The sequence below is a fragment of the Amycolatopsis sp. NPDC043889 genome, from assembly GCF_056435645.1.
Genome location: NZ_JBWKEC010000016.1, coordinates 45,142 through 62,528, shown reverse-complemented (window position 1 = coordinate 62,528; position 17,387 = coordinate 45,142). Strand labels below are relative to the sequence as shown.

General features: G+C 70.0%; 15 protein-coding genes. 9 read left to right on the top strand and 6 right to left on the bottom strand.

The annotated features are described in order from the left end of the window. The first annotated feature begins 6 nt into the window (after positions 1-6). A complete protein-coding gene (locus tag AC0685_RS26530; RefSeq protein WP_478227987.1) occupies positions 7-312 on the top strand; it encodes a hypothetical protein in 306 nt (101 codons plus the stop codon). A 3-nt stretch (positions 313-315) separates the two neighbouring features. Here AC0685_RS26530 and catC read toward each other — a convergent pair whose 3' ends face one another. The 4 genes from catC to AC0685_RS26510 are packed head-to-tail and all read right to left on the bottom strand — an operon-like array spanning position 316 to position 3,496. Beyond that, the gene (gene catC, locus AC0685_RS26525; RefSeq protein ID WP_478227986.1) at positions 316-597 is read right to left on the bottom strand and encodes a muconolactone Delta-isomerase; all 282 of its coding nucleotides are present in this window, start codon (positions 595-597) and stop codon (positions 316-318) included. Positions 598-621: 24 nt separating this feature from the next. Further along, entirely contained in the window at positions 622-1,473 is an 852-nt protein-coding gene (gene catA / locus AC0685_RS26520) for a catechol 1,2-dioxygenase (protein ID WP_478227985.1), read from the bottom strand. Positions 1,474-1,499: 26 nt separating this feature from the next. Beyond that, positions 1,500-2,603, bottom strand: coding sequence for a mandelate racemase/muconate lactonizing enzyme family protein (locus tag AC0685_RS26515; protein WP_478227984.1), 1,104 nt, complete (start codon positions 2,601-2,603; stop codon positions 1,500-1,502). Then, complete coding sequence (locus AC0685_RS26510) at positions 2,603-3,496, bottom strand: LysR substrate-binding domain-containing protein (RefSeq protein ID WP_478227983.1); 894 nt, start codon at positions 3,494-3,496, stop codon at positions 2,603-2,605. Before AC0685_RS26510 ends, AC0685_RS26515 begins: the two co-directional genes overlap by 1 nt. Positions 3,497-3,824: 328 nt before the next feature. Here AC0685_RS26510 and AC0685_RS26505 point away from each other — a divergent pair, with 328 nt between their 5' ends. The 7 genes from AC0685_RS26505 to AC0685_RS26475 are packed head-to-tail and all read left to right on the top strand — an operon-like array spanning position 3,825 to position 14,894. Further along, on the top strand, positions 3,825-5,216 hold the full coding sequence (locus AC0685_RS26505) for a serine hydrolase domain-containing protein (protein WP_478227982.1): 1,392 nt from the start codon (positions 3,825-3,827) through the stop codon (positions 5,214-5,216). Continuing rightward, on the top strand, positions 5,213-6,115 hold the full coding sequence (locus AC0685_RS26500) for a serine hydrolase (RefSeq protein ID WP_478227981.1): 903 nt from the start codon (positions 5,213-5,215) through the stop codon (positions 6,113-6,115). Before AC0685_RS26505 ends, AC0685_RS26500 begins: the two co-directional genes overlap by 4 nt. A 9-nt stretch (positions 6,116-6,124) precedes the next feature. After that, positions 6,125-7,723 (top strand): ABC transporter substrate-binding protein, encoded by a 1,599-nt coding sequence (locus tag AC0685_RS26495; protein ID WP_478227980.1) that lies wholly within the window; start codon positions 6,125-6,127, stop codon positions 7,721-7,723. After that, entirely contained in the window at positions 7,723-8,703 is a 981-nt protein-coding gene (locus AC0685_RS26490) for an ABC transporter permease (RefSeq protein ID WP_478227979.1), read from the top strand. Before AC0685_RS26495 ends, AC0685_RS26490 begins: the two co-directional genes overlap by 1 nt. 1 nt (position 8,704) lies before the next feature. Beyond that, the gene (locus AC0685_RS26485) at positions 8,705-10,606 is read left to right on the top strand and encodes a dipeptide/oligopeptide/nickel ABC transporter permease/ATP-binding protein (protein WP_478227978.1); all 1,902 of its coding nucleotides are present in this window, start codon (positions 8,705-8,707) and stop codon (positions 10,604-10,606) included. Further along, positions 10,603-11,586: an ABC transporter ATP-binding protein gene (locus AC0685_RS26480; protein WP_478227977.1), complete on the top strand. Its 984-nt coding sequence runs from the start codon at positions 10,603-10,605 to the stop codon at positions 11,584-11,586. The genes AC0685_RS26485 and AC0685_RS26480 overlap by 4 nt, the downstream gene beginning before the upstream one ends. Further along, the gene (locus AC0685_RS26475; protein ID WP_478227976.1) at positions 11,583-14,894 is read left to right on the top strand and encodes a serine hydrolase; all 3,312 of its coding nucleotides are present in this window, start codon (positions 11,583-11,585) and stop codon (positions 14,892-14,894) included. The genes AC0685_RS26480 and AC0685_RS26475 overlap by 4 nt, the downstream gene beginning before the upstream one ends. 69 nt (positions 14,895-14,963) lie before the next feature. Here AC0685_RS26475 and AC0685_RS26470 read toward each other — a convergent pair whose 3' ends face one another. Then, positions 14,964-15,551, bottom strand: a complete 588-nt coding sequence (locus tag AC0685_RS26470) for a hypothetical protein (RefSeq protein ID WP_478227975.1) — start codon at positions 15,549-15,551, stop codon at positions 14,964-14,966. A gap of 199 nt (positions 15,552-15,750) precedes the next feature. Here AC0685_RS26470 and AC0685_RS26465 point away from each other — a divergent pair, with 199 nt between their 5' ends. Further along, entirely contained in the window at positions 15,751-16,854 is a 1,104-nt protein-coding gene (locus AC0685_RS26465) for an Rv2629 family ribosome hibernation factor (RefSeq protein ID WP_478227974.1), read from the top strand. 184 nt (positions 16,855-17,038) lie between these two features. Here AC0685_RS26465 and AC0685_RS26460 read toward each other — a convergent pair whose 3' ends face one another. After that, positions 17,039-17,293, bottom strand: a complete 255-nt coding sequence (locus tag AC0685_RS26460; protein WP_478227973.1) for a Prokaryotic metallothionein — start codon at positions 17,291-17,293, stop codon at positions 17,039-17,041. Between the last annotated feature and the right edge of the window lie 94 nt (positions 17,294-17,387).

The following is a 17,387-nucleotide window of genomic DNA, read 5'->3' as shown; positions in this document are numbered from 1 at the left end:
CAGCCCATGTCAGAGTCCAACTCCACTGAGGACAGCCAAGGCGCCGCTCCACCGCGCCGGTCCGGCAAGCGCATCGCCGGCGGCATCTTCCTGATCCTCGCCTCGATCGCGTTGTTCTACGTCGGGGTCGACGCGATCGCCGATCCGGACGCCGTGGTCGCCCGTTCCTCGAAGTCGGCGCGCAGCCCGGACACCGACGCCGAGGCGAAGATCGGCGGCTTCATACTTATCATGTTCGGGATTTCGGTGCTGGGCTTCGGCATCGGGATGATCGCTTCGAAGGGGCCCCTCTTCGCGAAGAGAGCCGAGTGATCCTCAGAGACCGACCTTGGACGGGTGCGTAGCCAGCGGCGTGACCGCGATGTCCATGTACGGGAACAACGGCAGACCGGACAGCAGCGTGTGCAGCTCGTCGTGGTCGGCGACGTCCAGGATCGAAAAGTTCGCGTACTCGCCCGCGATCCGCCACAGCTGCGGCCACTTGCCTTCGCGCTGAAGCTTTTGGCTGTACGCCTTTTCGCGCGTGACGAGGTCGGCCCGCTCCACCGGATCGAGATCCGGCGGCAGGCGAACGTCCATGCGCACGTGGTAGAGCATCGGTCACTCCAAAAGGGACACTGGTCAGGAACGTTCGGGGTCGAGGACGAAGCCGTACTCGACGGTCTCGCCATGGCCTGACGGGCGCGGGTCGAGCACCAGTTCCGGTTTGACCGCCGAAGCGATGTCGTCGTCGTTGTGCTCGTCGCCGGGGAAGTACAGCTGGGCGGTGAGCAGCTCGTGCCCCGGGGCCGAGACCTTGACGTGCAGATGCGCCGGACGCCACGCGTGCCAGCCCGCCGCGGCGATGAGCTTGCCGCAGGAGCCGTCGGTCGGGATCTGGTACGGCGCCGGGCGCACGGTGTGGATCTCGAACCTGCCATCGGCGTCGGCGGTGAAGCTCGCGCGCAGGTTCCACTCCGGGATGCCCGGCGCGAACTGGGAGTAGAAGCCGTCCGCGTCGGCGTGCCACAGCTCGACCTTCGCCCCGCCCAGCGCCGTGCCGTCGGTGGAGGTGACCTGACCGGTCCAGACGAGCGGCGTACCGGGTTCGTCGTCCCGCATCGGGACCGAACCGTGAGCACCCTGCTCGGGCGCGCCGGGCACGTAGTACGGCCCCTCGATGGTGCCCTTGTTGCCCTCACGGTGCTCGGTGGCGACCTCTTCGACGACGTGCTCCACCCAGACGTCGAGGAACAGCGGCCACTCGCCGTCCTCGCCGACGCCGATCAGCCACGACTTGAGCGCGTTGTACTCGTCGTAGGTGACCTTGTGCTTCCGGATCGTGCCGTGCACGGCTTCCAGCACCTCGCGGGCCAGCAGGCTGACCCGCTCCTTCGGCGTTCCGGCGACGCCGGCGAACTTGTCGCTCTTGAACCGTTCGGTCGCGTTGGCACCGGACGCGGCCGCGGTGGCCGTCTCGGGGATGGCGGTCATGAATCCTCCTTGATTCGTGGTGGGCGTCAGTGGTCCTGGCGGTAGTTCCGGAGCTTCCCGGGATCGATTTCGGCACCGAGGCCGGCGCCGGGGCGGACGGTGAGTTCGCCATCGACGACACGCAACGGCTCGGTGAGCAGGTCGTCGCTCATGTCGAGGAAGTTCGAGAGTTCGCCGGGGCGGCGGGACGTCAGCTCGTAGGCCGAGCCGAACGCGACCGTGCACAGTGAACCGAGCTGGCCGTCGATCTGGTTGCCCATCACGACTTCGAGGCCGAGTCCTTCGGCGAGGTGGTGGGTGCGCTGCGAGCGAGTGAAGCCGGTGCGGGCGGTCTTGATGCTGATCGCGGTGGCGGAGCCGCCGAGGATCTCGCGGGTGACGTCGGCCGGGGTCACCGCGGATTCGTCGGCGATGAACGGCACGTCGAGCTGCCGCACGAGCCAGCGCCTGCCGAGGACGTCGTCGGCGGGGCACAGTTCCTCGGCGAAGAGCAGCCCGAGATCGGCCATCTCCCGCATCGCCCGAGCCGATTCGGCGGCGGTCCAGCCGCGGTTGCCGTCGACGTAGAGGTCGACGGCGTCGCCGAAGTGCTCCCGCAGCGCGCGCACGACGGCGGTGTCGAGCGATGCCGGACGACGGCCGACCTTGACCTTGAAGGTGGTGATGCCGTGGGTCTCCCGCATCCGCTCGGCCTCGGCGACCATCGCGGAAGGCTCGTCGAAGCCGAGCATGTGGGACACGCGCATGCGGTCGGTGTAGCCGCCGAGCAGTTCGGTGACCGACACGTCGAGGCTGCGGCCGAGCGCGTCCCAGATCGCCATGTCGATCGCGGATTTCGCGGTCGGATTGCCGACCGTGCGGGCGAGCCGGGTGTGCACCGTTTCGCGGTCGAGCAGGCTGAGGCCGACCACCTGCGGGGCGAACAGGGAGTCGATCACCGCGACGATCCCCGCCTGGGTCTCGCCGTAGGTGAACGGCCGCGGGGGCGCTTCGGCCACGCCGACGACGCCGTTGTCGGCGTGCACCCGCACGAGGACGTGCTCGGCGACGTGCACCTCGCCCGACGCGAATTTCAACGGCTTCCGGTACGGGATGGCGAACGGGATCGCCTCGACTCGCGTGATCTTCATCAGGTGCCCTCGGTGGTGGGAAAGACGTCCTTGAGCGCGTCGAGGACGGTCGTGACGAGCGGGGACGGAGTTTCGCGGTGCCAGGCCAGTGCCAGCTCCACGGTCGCCGCTCCGGCGAGGTCTCGGAACACGACACCGGCCAAAGGGAGCGCTCGGGCCGAAGCGGGCACCACGCCGACCCCCAGGCCGCCGGCGACCAGCGCCAGCAGGACCGCGGTCCCGGAGGCCTCGTGCAGCTGAGGGGGCGTGAGCCCCGCCTCCCGGCAGCTGCGGGCGACGGCGTCGTACACGACGGAGTTGCGCCGGTCGTAGGTCACGAGCGGTTCGGTCCGCAGCTCCGCCATCGCGACGACGGGTTCGGCGGCCAGCCGGTGGTCGGCGGGGACGGCGAGGACCAGCGGCTCGCGCTCGATCACCCGGAAGCCGATGTCGTCCCCGGTGACCGGCGGGCGGAGCACCCCGATCCCCAGCGTCCCCGTGCGCAGGCGCTCGCACTGCTCGGCGGTCAGGAGATCGGCGCGGATCTCCAGCTCCACGTCCGGCACCCGCTGGGCGAGCGCCCTGGCCAGCCGCGGCAGATGGGAGAACGCCGCGGTACCGGTGAACCCGACCCGGAGCAGGCCCCGTTTGCCCTCGCCGATCCGGCGGACACCGCGCACTCCCACGTCCAGCCCCGCGAGGACGCGCCGGGCTTCGGCCAGGAAGAACTCGCCCGCCGGTGTCACGCGGACCTGCCGGGTCGTCCGAGCCAGGAGGACGACGCCGAGTTCCTCCTCCAACTGACGGATGGTGTGCGAGAGCGCGGGCTGCGCGACGTGCAGCCGCTCGGCCGCCCGGCCGAAGTGACAGGTCTCGGCGACGGTGACGAAGTAGCGCAGGTGACGAAGTTCCATGAGATGCCTCCCTCCGTTGCCTCTGCCGCCGATCCGTTCACGGTACGAAGCGGACTCATCGAAGACAAAGACTTGGTTCCGGTCTATTGATAAACAGCGGTTATCAATCGCAGCATAGGTCAGGTTGGGTGGACGTGAGTGGCCGCCCGTCGCGAACCGTCCTTTTAGGACTTGGGGCGGTTCCGGTCATTGGACCTGGCCGGATTGATTCGTATGCCCGGATGAACTTTTCCGCCGCTCTCGTCGTTCCGCACGAATCGGTGACGCCGGTCACCGGCATAGCATCCCGGGAACTGCGGCCGACGCTTTCCCGGACACGAGGTGGAACATGGCGAAACTTTCCGAAATCGACGCCTGGTTGGAAGAGAACCTTTCCGCCCTGCTGGCCGAACACGGGGTTCCCGGCGCGGCCGTCGCGGTCCTCGCCGGCGGCGAGGTGATCGACCACGCGGCGGGCGTGCTGAACAAGGACGCCGGTGTCGAGTCCACAGTGGATTCGGTGTTCCAGATCGGCTCGATCACGAAGGTGTGGACGACGACGCTGGCGATGCAGCTCGTCGACGAAGGCCTCCTCGACCTCGACAAGCCGGTCCGGAGCTACCTGCCGGAGTTCGTCCTCGCCGACGACGACGCGGCGTCGCGGATCACCGTCCGGCAGCTGACCTGCCACACGTCCGGTTTCGAAGGCGACATCTTCACCGACACCGGCGTGGGCGACGACTGCGTGGAGAAGCTGGTCGCGACGCTGTCCGACGTGCCCCAGTTGTTCCCGCCAGGGGAGATGTTCTCGTACAACAACGCCGCCTACTGCGTGCTCGGCCGCGTCGTCGAGGTGCTGCGGGGCAAGTCCTACGACGACTGCCTGCGTGACCATCTCTTCGCCCCGCTGGGACTGACGCACGCGGCCGCCGGGCCGTACGACGCGATCCGGTACCGCGCCGCGATCGGGCATCTCGCGCCGTCGCCCGGCGACGAACCGCGGCCCGCCGGAGTCTGGGCACTGGCCCGGTCGAACGCCCCCGCCGGATCGATGCTCTCGATGCGCCCGCGCGACCTGCTCACCTTCACGCGGATGCACCTGTCCGAAGGCAGGGCCGACGACGGCACCCAGGTGCTCCGGCCGGAAACCGTGCGATCGATGTGGGAGCGCCAGGTCGAGCTGCCCGACCTCGGCCTGCTGGGCGGCGCATGGGGTCTCGGCTGGATGCTCTTCGACTGGCCGGGAGGCCCGGTGATCGGCCACGACGGCGGCACCATCGGCCAGTCGGCCTTCCTGCGGGTGGTCCCGGGCCGCAACGTCGCGGTCGCCCTGCTGACCAACGGCGGCCGTCCGCTCCACCTGTACGCGGACATCTTCCGGAAGGTGCTGGGCGACCTCGCCGACGTCGAGGTCCCCGCCCTGCCGGAGCCGAACGCGGCGGCGGCCCCGGCCCATCCGTCCCGGTACGTCGGCGAGTACTCGTCGCGGGTGGCCGACACCGTGGTCAGCCAGGACGACGAGGGCAAGCTGTGGATCGAGCGTGTTCCGAAGGGGGTCATGGCCGCTACGGGCGGGGAAGCCGAGAAGACGGAGTTGCTGGCCTACAAGGACGACACGCTCGTCGCGGCCTACAAGACGCTGCCCGGCCTGCACATGCCGCACGCGTTCGTCGGCGACGACGGCAACGGCCGGGCGCTGTACCTCCACACCGGGCGCGCCGACCGGCGGGTGAGCCGGTGAGCCGGATCGCCGACGAGATCGAGGCGGTCTTCGCGGCCGCCGGGGCGCGGGGATTCGTGCACGCGCGGGAGGTCGGCGTCTCCGACGGACCCGAAGTCGCCGTGGGCGCGGACGATCCGGTCGTGCTCGCGTCGGTGTTCAAGATCCCGGTCGCGGTCGCCTACGCCAGGGAAGTGGTGGCCGGGCGGCTGGACGAGACCGAGCGGACCCGGGTCACCGCCCGGTACCGGATCGGGGGGATCGGCACCGCGGGCTGTGCGGACGACGTCGAGATGAGCTGGCGCGACCTGGCCCATTTCATGCTGACGATGAGCGACAACGCCGCGACCGACCTCGTCTACCACCGGGTCGGGCAGAAGGCCGTCGACCGAGTGCTCGCCGATCTCGGGCTCGCCAGGACACGGTTGATCGGCTGCTGCGAGGACCTCTTCGCGTCGGTGATCGCCGATCTCGGCGCGAAACCGGACGACGATCTGGAAGCCGTCTTCGCCGCCGCCACGCCCGAACAGCTGTGGAAGCTCTCGGTACTCGACCCGGAACGCACGACGTCGTCGACCCCGCGGGAGATCACCGCGCTGCTGGACGCGCTCTGGACCGACCGCGCGGGTGACCCGGCCGCCTGTGAACGCGTGCGGAGGATCATGGCCCAGCAGATCTGGCCGCACCGGATGTCGTCCGGATTCCCCGCCGGCGTGGCGGTCGCGGCCAAGACCGGGACGCTTCCCGCCGTCCGCAACGAAGCGGGTGTCGTGTCCGATGTGGACGGTCGTCGGTACGCCGTCGCGGTGTTCACCCGCGCCGAATCCCTCGCCGACCGCCTGCCCGCGGTCGACGCCTCGATCGGCACGGCGGCGCGCCTTGCCGTGGACCACCTTCGCGCCCTTTCCGTCAAACCGTAGGAGAACCGCATGAAGACAGCTCGGCTCACCGCCGCCATGGCGGGCGTGGTGGCCTTGACCGTGAGCGCGTGCGGGGGGACGTCGCAATCCGGGGAGGACCGGACCGCGAACCAGAAACTGACCGACGGCAAGACCTTCACGATGGGCCTTCCGACCGATCCGGGGACGCTCGACCCGGCCGTCACCGTGCTGTCGATCGCCCGGCAGATCGGCCGGTTCCTCTACGACGGCCTGATCCACCTCGATTCCGCGGGCAAGCCGGTGGCGGGGCTGGCGGAGAAGTGGGAGGCCACGACGACCACGGCGAACTTCACCCTGCGCGACGGGGTGAAATGCGCGGACGGTTCACCGCTGACCGCACGGGACGTGGCCGCGAACATCAACCACGTCGGCGATCCGGCGACCAAGTCCCCGCTGACCGGCGTCAGTGTCAAAGCGGGGACGAAGGCGGTCGTCGACGACTCCGCCAGGACCGTCACGGTCACCAGCGGGGCACCGGATTCGTTCCTGTTGCGCAACGTGGCGGCCGTGCCGATCGTCTGCGCCAAGGGGATGGCGGACCGGGCGTCCGTCGCGAAGGGACAGCACGGCACCGGCATGTTCACCATGACCGAGATCGTGCCGAACGACCACTACACCCTCACCCGGCGCAAGGACTACACCTGGGGCCCCGGTGACTGGAAGAGCGAACAGCAGGGCCTGCCCGAGAAAGTGGTCTTCCGGGTCGTGCCGAACATGACGACGACGGCGAACCTGCTGCTGTCCGGGGAGCTCAGCGCCGCGCAAGTGACCGGACAGGACCAGCAGCGGTTGCGGTCGCAGAAGCTGTTCCACGCCGACATCGTCGTGCCGATGGGGGAGATCTTCTTCAACCAGGCACCCGGCAGGCCCGGTCAGGACCAGGCGGTGCGCCGGGCGCTGACCCAGGCGCTCGATTTCGGCCAGATCGGCAAGGTGCTCACCACCGGCAACGGGCAGCCCGCCAAGGGACTCGTCACCGGAGAACCCTTGGCGTGCCCGGGTGATTCGATCAACGGCAAGCTGCCCGCCTTCGACGTCGCCGCGGCGACGTCCGGGCTCGACGCCGCGGGCTGGACGCCCGGCCCGGACGGAGTGCGGACCAAGAACGGCAAGCGGCTCGCCCTCACCGTCGTCTACGGCACCCAGGTCGGGCCGACGATGGTCTCGGCCGCGGAGCTGGTCCTGCAGTCCTGGAAGAACATCGGGGTCGAGGCGACGATCAAGGCCGTCGACGGTCCCGGTACCAGCCAGGTGCTGTTCGGCACCGGTGAGTGGGAGGTGTCGCTGGCACCGCTGGGCTTCGTCCTGCCCAGCCAGGCCGTTCCGTTCGTCTCCGGCGCGAAACCGCCGGAGGGCACGAATTTCGCGCATATCGAGAATCCCCGGTACACCGAGCTCGTGGGCAAGGCGTCGGCGCAGGCGGGCGAATCCGGTTGCGGGGACTGGCTGGCCGCCGAATCCGCGCTGTTCGAACGACTCGACGTGGTGCCGTTCGTGAATTCGACCATCCCGACCTTCGCGAACGGTGCGCGGTTCGAGATGAACCAAGGCCAGATCCTGCCGTCGTCGATCCGGATGTACTCCTGATGACGAGCGCCGTCGCGACGGCAGGCCCGCGGAGCAGTCCTTGGCTGTCGTTCGGGATCCGCCGCCTCGGCCGGTTCGCGGTCTCGCTGTGGGTGCTGGTCACCACGGCGTTCCTGATGATCCAGCTGATCCCCGGCGATCCGGTCCGCGCGGCGCTCGGGCTGACCGCGCCCGCCGAGCTGGTGAACGCCCGGCGGGCCGCGCTCGGCCTCGACGACCCGCTGTGGAAGCAGTATGTCGACTATCTCGCCGGTCTCTTCTCGGGCGACTGGGGTACGTCGATGACCACCGGGGTGCCGGTCGCGGACGTCATCGGCGACCGGCTCCCCGCGACCCTGGAGCTGGCGTTGCCCGCCTTCGTGGTGGTCATCGCGATCGCGATCCCGCTGGGCCTGCTGTTCGCCGTGCTGACCCGGGGCGGCCGCCGTCGCGGCGGGGAACTGGCGTTCACCTCGACGACGGTCCTGCTGGCCGCGATCCCGGAGTTCCTGGTCGCGGTGGCACTGGTGGCGTTCTTCGCGGTCCAGCTGGGTTGGTTCCCGGTGGCGGGCAGCGAGGGTCCGGGCGCGCTAGTGCTCCCGGTGATCGCGCTGGCGCTCGGTCCGGCGTCGGTCCTCGCCCGCATCGTCCGTGTGGAAACGCTTTCCGTGCTGGGCAACGACTTCATCCGCACGGCGCGGGCGAAACGGTTGCCCGCGCGGCTGGTGTACCTGCGGCACGCGTTGCCCAACGCGGTGACCGCGACCCTCACCATGGGCGGGCTGATGCTGACCGGGATGGTGGCGGGAACCGTCCTGGTCGAGAACGTGTTCGCCTGGCCGGGGCTCGGTTCCACCATCGCGCAGTCGATCCTGCAGAAGGACTACCCGCAGGTGCAGGGAATCGTGCTCGTCTACGGCATCGGTGTGCTGCTGGTGAACCTGACGGTGGACGTGCTGCTGGCCGTCCTCGATCCGCGTTCGACGATCCGGGAGAACTGAGATGGCGAATCCGCGCGGAGCGAAATGGCTCGGGGCGCTGCGCACACCGCTGGGCGCGTGCTCGGCCGCACTGCTGGCACTGGTGATCGTGCTCGCGGTGCTGGCCCCGATCCTGTGGCACGACAAGGCTTTCGAGATCGACACGAACGCGATCGGCCAAGGACCGTCGGCGGCGCATTGGCTGGGCACCGACGACCTCGGCCGCGACATCCTCTACCGCGTGCTGGTGGCGACCAGGCTGTCGATCGTGCTGGCGTTGCTCGCCACGGTGATCGGGGTGGTGACCGGGCTCGTGCTCGGCACACTGCCCTCGGTGCTGCCGCGTCCGCTCGCCCGGCTGGTGATCGCGGCGGTCAACATCGCGGTCGCCTTTCCCGGGCTGCTGCTGGTGTTGTTCTTCTCGGTCATCTTCGGTGTCGGGACGCACGGCGCGGTGCTGGCGGTCGGTTTCGCGCTGGCTCCGGCGTTCGCGCGGCTGGCGCAGACGATGGCCGCTTCGGTGGCGGGACGGGATTTCGTCGCGGCGGCCAGGATCTCCGGTGTCGGCCGGATCCGGTTGCTGTTCCGGCACATCCTGCCCAACATCGGCGAACCGCTGGTGGTCAACGCGACCATCGGCGCGGGCGGGGCACTGCTCGCTTTCGCCGGTTTGTCGTTCCTCGGCATCGGTGTGCAGGCCCCCGAATACGACTGGGGGCGGATCCTCGGCGAAGGACTCAACGGCATCTACGTCAACCCCGCAGCGGCGCTGGCGCCCGGTGTCGCGGTCGTCCTCGCGGGGCTCGCCTTCAATCTGGTGGGGGAGACCGTCGCCGGGGTGATCGGTGTGCGCACCGGGCTGCGCAAGCTCGCACCGCGGCCGGTCGCTCCGGCCAGGGAAGACGCCGCCGAGAGTCGCGACGACGCCGTGCTGGTGGTGGAGAACCTCCAGGTCGCGTTCCCGAACCCGGCGGGCTGGACCGTTCCGGTGCGCGGGGTGGGTTTCACCGTCCGCGCCGGTGAGGCGATCGGTGTCGTCGGCGAGTCCGGCTCGGGGAAGAGCCTGACGGGGCTGGCGGTGTCGCGGCTGGTCGAAGCGCCGGCCGTGGTCACCGCGGACAGACTCGAATTCGCCGGGAAACCGCTGCTGACGACTCCGGAACGGGAGCTGCGCGGTCTGCTCGGCACGTCACTGGCGATGGTCTTCCAGGATCCGATGACCTCGTTCAACCCGACCAGGCGGATCGGCCGCCAATTGGCCGAAGTCGCCGAACAGCATCAGGGACTGCCGCGGGCCAAGGCCTTCGAGCGGGCCGTGGACCGGTTGCGCGCGGTGCGGATCCCCGCCGCCGAACGGCGGGCGCGGCAGTATCCGCACGAGTTCTCCGGCGGGATGCGGCAGCGCGCCATGATCGGCATGGGCCTGATGGGCGACCCGAAGCTCATCATCGCCGACGAGCCGACCACGGCGCTGGACGTCACCGTGCAGCGGCAGCTGCTGCGCCTGCTGGCGCGGACCAGGTCCGAACGGGACACGGCGATCGTTCTGATCAGCCACGACATCGCGGTCGTTTCGCAGACTTGCGAACGGATGCTGGTCATGTACGCGGGCCGGCTGGTGGAGGACCTGCCGACCGCCGGGACGCCGCGGCATCCGTACACGCGGGCCTTGCTGGCCGCGACACTCGACCTCGAGACCGATCGTGACGCGCCGCTCGCGGTGATCCCCGGCCGCCCGCCGGAACCGGATCGGGTTCCCATCGGCTGTGCCTTCGCCGACCGGTGCCCGGCGGTGACCGATCGATGCCGTCTCGAGGACCCGGTGCTGGAGCGCGTGGAACCCGGGCATCGCGTCGCTTGCTGGTATCCGGCGCCGCTTTCCCAGCCTGTCAAGGAAACCGTGACCGCCGGAGGTGCGGAGTGAGCGATCTCGTCTTCGACGCGGTGAGCGTGCGCTACGGTGGACGGCGCGGGCTCACCGCCGTCGACCGGGTCGGGCTGACCGTCCCTTCCGGACAGGTCGTGGGACTGGTCGGCGAATCGGGATCGGGGAAGTCGACGCTGGCCCGCGCCGCCGTCGGGCTCTCGCCGATCAGCGCCGGACGGGTTCTGCTGGGTGGCGTGGACGTCCGCGAACTGCCCCGCCGCCCGCCGTTGCAGATGGTGTTCCAGGATCCGTATTCCTCTTTGGACCCCCGGATGAGCATCGGGGAATCGATCACCGAAGCGATCCCGCGCGGCGTCCTCCCCGGGCGCGCGGCACGCCGCGACGAGGTCGCCCGGCTGCTGGAGCTGGTCAACCTCGATCCCGAACGCGCCGTCCACCTGCCGGGGCGGCTTTCCGGCGGCCAGCGGCAACGGGTGGCGCTCGCCCGCGCGCTGGCCGGGCGGCCCGAGGTGCTGATCGCGGACGAGATCACCTCCGCGCTCGACGTCTCGGTGCAGGGCGCGGTGCTCAACCTCGTCCGGTCCGTGCAACGGCGGCTCGGCCTGTCGATGCTGTTCATCTCGCACAACCTCGCGGTGATCCGCTATCTCAGCGACATCGTCGCCGTGATGTACCTCGGCCGGATCGTCGAGGTCGGCCCGGCCGAGCAGGTGCTCACGGATCCGCGGCATCCGTACACGCGTGACCTGCTCGCCGCGGCGCCGTCGGCGACCGCTTCGCTGCTCGGCACCGGCGCGGACGAGGCGACCGCCGACGCCGAGCCCGCCGACCCGCACCATCCGCCCGGCGGATGCCGGTACCACCCACGCTGCCCGGTCGGCCCGCTCGTGCGGGCCGACCGCGACCTTTGCCTCCAGGCGGATCCCGCCGACGGCGCGGCACACCGGCGTCACTCGGCGGCCTGCCACTTCAGCGACAACGAGCTCACGACCTCCAGAGGAGCAAGCGCATCATGACCCGACGTCTCGGTCTCGACGACCTGTACGACATCGCCGTCCCCAGCCAGCCTTCGCTGTCCCCGGACGGTGACCGGATCGTCTACGTCCTGCGCACCGCGGACCGTGACGAAGACCGGAACGTGAGCACGCTCTGGGAGGTCGGCGCGACCGACGGCGAAGCCCGGCGGCTCACCCGCGGAACCGCCGACATGGCGCCGAAATGGGCGCCGGACGGCACGCGGATCGCGTTCCTCCGCGCCCAGGACGGGCCGCCGCAGGTGTGGTTCCTGCCGTCGTCGGGCGGGGAGGCCGAGCAGGTCACCGAACTCCCGCTCGGGGCGGGCGCCCCGGTCTGGAGTCCGGACGGCGGCAAGATCGCCTTCTCGGCCGCGGTCGACCTGGCCGGCGGAGAAGCCGCGCCGAACGCCCCGGTGACGGCCGATCGGCTGGACTTCAAGGCCGACGGCGCCGGGCTGATCAAGACCGTCCGCAAGCATCTGCACGTCCTCGACGTCGCCACGCGCGAAGTCCGGCAGGTCACCTCCGGCGACTGGCACGCCAGTGATCCGGCCTGGTCGCCCGACGGCACGCACCTCGCCTTCTCGTCCGGGCAGGACGGCGACGCAGACTTGACCTTCCGTTCCGGTGCCTATGTGGTCGACGTGACCGCCAGGACCGCCGAGCCGCGGCTGATCGGCTCCGGTGAGGGCATGGCGGGCACGGTCGGCTGGTCCGCCGATGGTGCCGCGCTGCTGGTGGTGGGCCGGGCCGACACCCAGGTCGGTCATCTCGGGTTGTGGCGTGTCCCGCTCGACGGCGGGGCCCCGGTCGAGCTGACCGCGTCCCTGGACCGCAACGTGATGCCCGGTGGCCCCGGCTATCCGGGAGCCCTGCCGCAGCTGACGGAGGACGGCGCCGTGTTGTTCGGCGTCCGGGACCGCGGCTGCACCCATCTGTACGAAGTGGACGGTGAGAGCTCGCGTGCGGTACTGGCGGGCGCGGATCGCGTGGTGTCCGGAATGGACATCGCGGCCGGGCGGGTCGTGGTCGTCATGGCCACCGGAGATTCGTTCGGCGAAGTCGCCGTCGTCGACCGGGCCACCGGCGCCGTCGACGTGCGCACGAAGCACGGCGCCTCCGTGGCCGAGGTCGAGCTTTTCCGCCACGAGGAGAGGGAATTCACCATTGGCGACGGCACCGTCGTCCACGGCTGGCTGCTGCGGGACCCGGCGCGATCCGGCGCCGCGCCACTGCTGCTCGACATCCACGGCGGACCGCACAACGCCTGGAACGGCGCCGCCGACTCGATCCATCTCTATCACCAGGCGCTCGTCGCGCGGGGCTGGGCGGTACTGCTGATCAACCCGCGGGGCAGCGACGGCTACGGCGAGGACTTCTACACCGCCGCCGTCGGCGGATGGGGTGTCGCCGACGCGGCGGACTTCCTCGAACCGCTGGATCACCTTGTCGCCGAAGGGATCGCCGACGCCGACCGGCTGGCCGTGGCGGGTTACAGCTACGGCGGCTTCATGACCTGTTACCTGACCAGCCGCGACAGCCGTTTCGCCGCCGCCGTCGCCGGTGGGGTGGTCAGCGACCTGACCAGCATGGGCGGCACGTCCGACGCCGGGCACTACCTCGCCGTCGGCGAACTCGGTGGTCCGGCGTGGGACAAGGCCAACGAGCGGTTCTCGCCGTTCGCCCAGGTCGAGCGGGTGCGAACGCCCACGCTCGTCATCCAGGGCGCGAAGGACGACCGGTGCCCGGTCGGGCAGGCCGAGCAGTGGTTCGGTGCCCTGCGCGCACGGGGCGTCCCGTCCCGGCTGGTGCTGTACCCGGACGCCTCGCACCTGTTCATCCTCGACGGGCCGCCGTCGCACCGGCTCGACTTCAACCGGCGTGTCCTCGGCTGGGTCGAGCAGTACACGGCGCCGGCCGACGGGCCTTCACGGGTGCCGATCGAGGCGGCGCACTGGCGGCGACGGCTGGCCGAACTGGCCCGCAAGCACCGCGTTCCCGGCGCGGCGCTCGGCATCGCCCGGATCGGTGATGACACCGAGGTGCTCGCCTCCTATGGCGTGCTGAACACGAAGACGGGGGTCGAGGTCACCGACGACTCGGTGTTCCAGATCGGCTCGATCTCCAAGGTATGGACCGCGACCGTGGTGATGCGGCTGGTCGACGAAGGTCTCCTCGAACTGGACGCGCCGATCGCGGACGTCCTGCCGGAACTGCGGCTGGCCGATCCCGGTGTGGCCGGGAAAGTCACCATGCGGCACCTGCTGACGCACACCAGCGGTATCGACGGCGACGTCTTCACCGACACCGGCCGCGGCGACGACTGTCTCGAACGCTACGTCGAGATCCTCGACCAGGCCGCGCAGAACCATCCTCTCGGCGAGACGTTCTCCTACTGCAACTCGGGTTTCGTGGTCATGGGCCGGGTGATCGAGAAGCTCACCGGGTTGACCTGGGACGCGGCGATGCGCGAGAAACTGTTCGCCCCACTCGGTCTCACCCACACCGTGACCCTTCCGGAGGAGGCCTTGCTCTTCCGGGCGGCCGTCGGTCACGTCGCCAACGGAGACGAGGATCCGGCGCCGGCGCCCGTCTGGGGACTGCCCCGGAGCATGGGGCCCGCCGGGCTGATCACCGCCACCGCGAAGGACGTGCTCGGCTTCGCACGGCTGCACCTCACCGGCGGGCTGACCCCGGCGGGGGAACGGATCCTGACGACGGACTCGGCCACCGCGATGGCCGAGAAGCAGACCGACATCCCCGACAAGCATTCGCTCGGCGACTCGTGGGGGCTCGGCTGGATCCGTGACACCTGGAGCGGGCAGCGCGTCATCGGCCACGACGGCAACACGATCGGCCAGTCGGCGTTCCTCCGGCTCCTGCCCGACCAGGGGCTCGCCATCACGTTGCTCACCAACGGGGGCAACACCCGGGACCTGTATGTCGAGCTGTACCGGGAGATCGTCGCCGAACTCGCCGACGTGGCGATGCCGCGGCCGCTCGAACCGCCCGCGACTCCGGTCACCGTCGACGGGTCGAGGCATGTGGGCGGCTACGAACGGGCAGGCGCGCGGATGGACGTGCTGGCGGCGGGGGAGGGGCTGCGGCTGCGGCAGACCGCCACCGGACCGCTCGCCGAACTCCTGGCGGAGAAGACGCAGGAGTTCGATCTGGTCCCGGTGACCGACTCGCTTTTCCTCTGCCGAGAGCCCGGGACGCGGACGTGGATGCCGGTCACCTTCTACACGCTGCCGACCGGGGAGCAGTACATGCACTACGGCGTGCGTGCGACGCCGAAGACGTCCTAGCCGCCCGTGATGCCCGTGAAGGCCTCCTTCACTACCTTCAGGGTAGGCAAGGAGGCCTTCACGGACAGGTCAGCTTTCGGCCTTGACGTACAGGCGCACGGTTCCGCCGCGATGGGTGCGGAAATAGTTCTGCAACTGCGCGCTGCTCGCGACGCATCCGGCACTGGTGAAATCGTTCTCGCCCGTTCTGGGAAGTACGACGGAACATTGCGCGAGATAGCTGAACTTGTCCGGCCACAGCACGAAGAACGTCGCGGTTCCGGAACCCGTGCCGCCGTTGTTGCGGAAGACGGCGCTCATCGAGCAGGCGTTGTCGTTGCACGGTCCGTTCCACTGCGAGGAGCGGACCTGGAAATCGGGTCGTGCCGGTGGCGTCGTCCGGGCGGCCCGGGTGGCGGGCGCTTCCGCCGTGGTCCGCGCCGGTTCCCGGATCGGCCGCGACACGGTGGTCCGCGGCACGCTCGTGGCCGCGGCGAGCGGCCGTGAAGCCGACGTCTGGCTGGTGGGGGAGGGCGCGAGGCCCTTCAACGGATTGAACCCGGTCAGCGTATTGACGGCCGCCAGAATGGCGAAGACCCCACTGATCGTGCCGACGATGACGCCCCACTTCTTGTAGTCCGGCTCGTCATCGGTCTTCTTCGACTCGTCCCCCGACATCGCCCCATTCTACGGGCAGACCCCCTTGTGACGGAAAGAAGAATTCGCCGCTCTTAAGTCCGTGAAGGCCTCCTTCCCTACCGTCAGGGTAGGCAAGGAGGCCTTCACGGACTTCCCGCCCGACGCCAGAGCCATGGTTCACCGGCCTTCTCCCGGGTACCCGAAGATCGAAAGCGGAACCGACGAGACAGGAGATACCGTGCACACTTCAACGCTCCGGCAGGTCACCGTGCGCGAAGGACCGTTCGCGTCGGTCTATTTCGACAACTCGCACGACACCGAGGACGCCGCCGCGCGACTGGACCTGCGCTGGCGGTCGATCCGCAAGCAGCTGGCCGACGAAGGCGCCGAGGAGCGGACACTCAGCGCGCTCGACGCGGCCGTGACTGCCGCGCCGCCATCCGAAGGCAGGGCCGGGCGTGCCCTGGTCGCCGAGGGCGGGGAGATCGTGCTCGACGAGGAGCTCGTGGAGCCGCCGCTCCGTGAGGTCGTCCGGGTCGCGCCGCAGCCGTATCTGCTCCCGCTTCTGCGGCTTTCCCCGGCGGTCGTGCCGCATGTGGTGGTGGTCGTGGACAAGACGGGCGCCGATCTGTACGCGGTCGGCGAGGACGGTGCCGAGGAGCGGACCGTCGAGGGCGAGGACCACCCGGTGCACAAGGTGCGCGGCGGTGGCTCGGCCTACTGGAACATCCAGCATCGCGTCGAAGCCGTCGCGGAACGCAACGCCGCGGAGGTCGCGCGGGAGGCGGTCAAGCTCGCGGACACAGTCGGCGCCGAGGTGCTGGTGCTCGCGGGCGAAGTGCAGGCGCGGGCGCTGGTACGTGACGAACTCCCGCCGCGGGGGACGGCGAAGGTCGTCGAGCTCGAAGAAGGCGGCCGGGCGGACGGGAGCGCGCCCGAGGCGCTCGAAGCCGAGGTGCGGCGGGTGCTGGCGGAGCACGCGGAACGCCGTCGCCAGGACGTGATCGACCGGTTCCGCGCCGAACAGGGGCGCGACGGCGGGCCGGCGGTGGACGGGCTCGCGCGAACGACGGCGGCCCTGCGGTCGGCCGCCGTCGAGACGCTGCTGATCGACGGCGAGTCGCTGGCCGACCGGCTCGTCTGGGTCGCGGGCGACCCGACGCAGGTCGCGACCACGAAGGAGGATCTCGAACTGTCGGGGACCGGCGCGGAAGCTCTCACGCGGTGTCGCGCGGACGAAGCGCTTCCGGCGGCCGTGCTGGCCGAAGGCGCGGATCTCGTCCCCGTCAGCGGTGAGGGCCTGGCCGAGGGCGTCGGCGCGATCCTGAGGTTCGCGGTCTGATTTCAGCGCGCGCCGGTGCCGTCGCGTTCCTCGCGGCTGGCCCGGTCCGCGCGGTGAGGACGGCAGAACGTGCCCGACCTCACCACAGTTGTCTCCTCGGAGGGCGGGCGGTGGCCCTGCCGAATACCCTGGCTCGGTTTCGCCATGCCCCCGAGGAGCCCTTGTCACCCGAACGACGTAATGCTCAGGACGTGGCGACGGCGTCGCGTGCCTTCTCGCCGCCGGCGACCGCGCTTTCCCGCGCGCAGTGGGCGCAGCAGAAGAACCGGTCCTCCACCTGGATTCCGTGCCCGATGACGCGGCATCCGCAGTGTTCGCAGCTCGGCGCCAGCTGGTGGATCGCGCATTCGAAGGAGTCGAAGGTATGCCTCGCTCCTTCGACGGTCTGGATCTCGAACGTCTTCTCGTAGTCGTTTCCGCAGACTTCGCAGGTGGCCATCGGGGCTTCCTCCTCCGGTTCGGTGTTCATTTCTCGGCGAGCAAAGGGATCCGGCCACCGGCGAGGACGGCTTCGAGCCGGCCGGGGGCCGACA

What these genes read in the sequence shown, in the direction of transcription:
- AC0685_RS26530 (WP_478227987.1), top strand. Translation starts at nt 7, where the DNA reads ATGTCAGAGTCCAACTCCACTGAGGACAGCCAAGGCGCCGCTCCACCG.
- catC (WP_478227986.1), bottom strand. Translation starts at nt 597, where the DNA reads ATGCTCTACCACGTGCGCATGGACGTTCGCCTGCCGCCGGATCTCGAT.
- catA (WP_478227985.1), bottom strand. Translation starts at nt 1,473, where the DNA reads ATGACCGCCATCCCCGAGACGGCCACCGCGGCCGCGTCCGGTGCCAAC.
- AC0685_RS26515 (WP_478227984.1), bottom strand. Translation starts at nt 2,603, where the DNA reads ATGAAGATCACGCGAGTCGAGGCGATCCCGTTCGCCATCCCGTACCGG.
- AC0685_RS26510 (WP_478227983.1), bottom strand. Translation starts at nt 3,496, where the DNA reads ATGGAACTTCGTCACCTGCGCTACTTCGTCACCGTCGCCGAGACCTGT.
- AC0685_RS26505 (WP_478227982.1), top strand. Translation starts at nt 3,825, where the DNA reads ATGGCGAAACTTTCCGAAATCGACGCCTGGTTGGAAGAGAACCTTTCC.
- AC0685_RS26495 (WP_478227980.1), top strand. Translation starts at nt 6,125, where the DNA reads ATGAAGACAGCTCGGCTCACCGCCGCCATGGCGGGCGTGGTGGCCTTG.
- AC0685_RS26490 (WP_478227979.1), top strand. Translation starts at nt 7,723, where the DNA reads ATGACGAGCGCCGTCGCGACGGCAGGCCCGCGGAGCAGTCCTTGGCTG.
- AC0685_RS26485 (WP_478227978.1), top strand. Translation starts at nt 8,705, where the DNA reads ATGGCGAATCCGCGCGGAGCGAAATGGCTCGGGGCGCTGCGCACACCG.
- AC0685_RS26475 (WP_478227976.1), top strand. Translation starts at nt 11,583, where the DNA reads ATGACCCGACGTCTCGGTCTCGACGACCTGTACGACATCGCCGTCCCC.
- AC0685_RS26470 (WP_478227975.1), bottom strand. Translation starts at nt 15,551, where the DNA reads ATGTCGGGGGACGAGTCGAAGAAGACCGATGACGAGCCGGACTACAAG.
- AC0685_RS26460 (WP_478227973.1), bottom strand. Translation starts at nt 17,293, where the DNA reads ATGGCCACCTGCGAAGTCTGCGGAAACGACTACGAGAAGACGTTCGAG.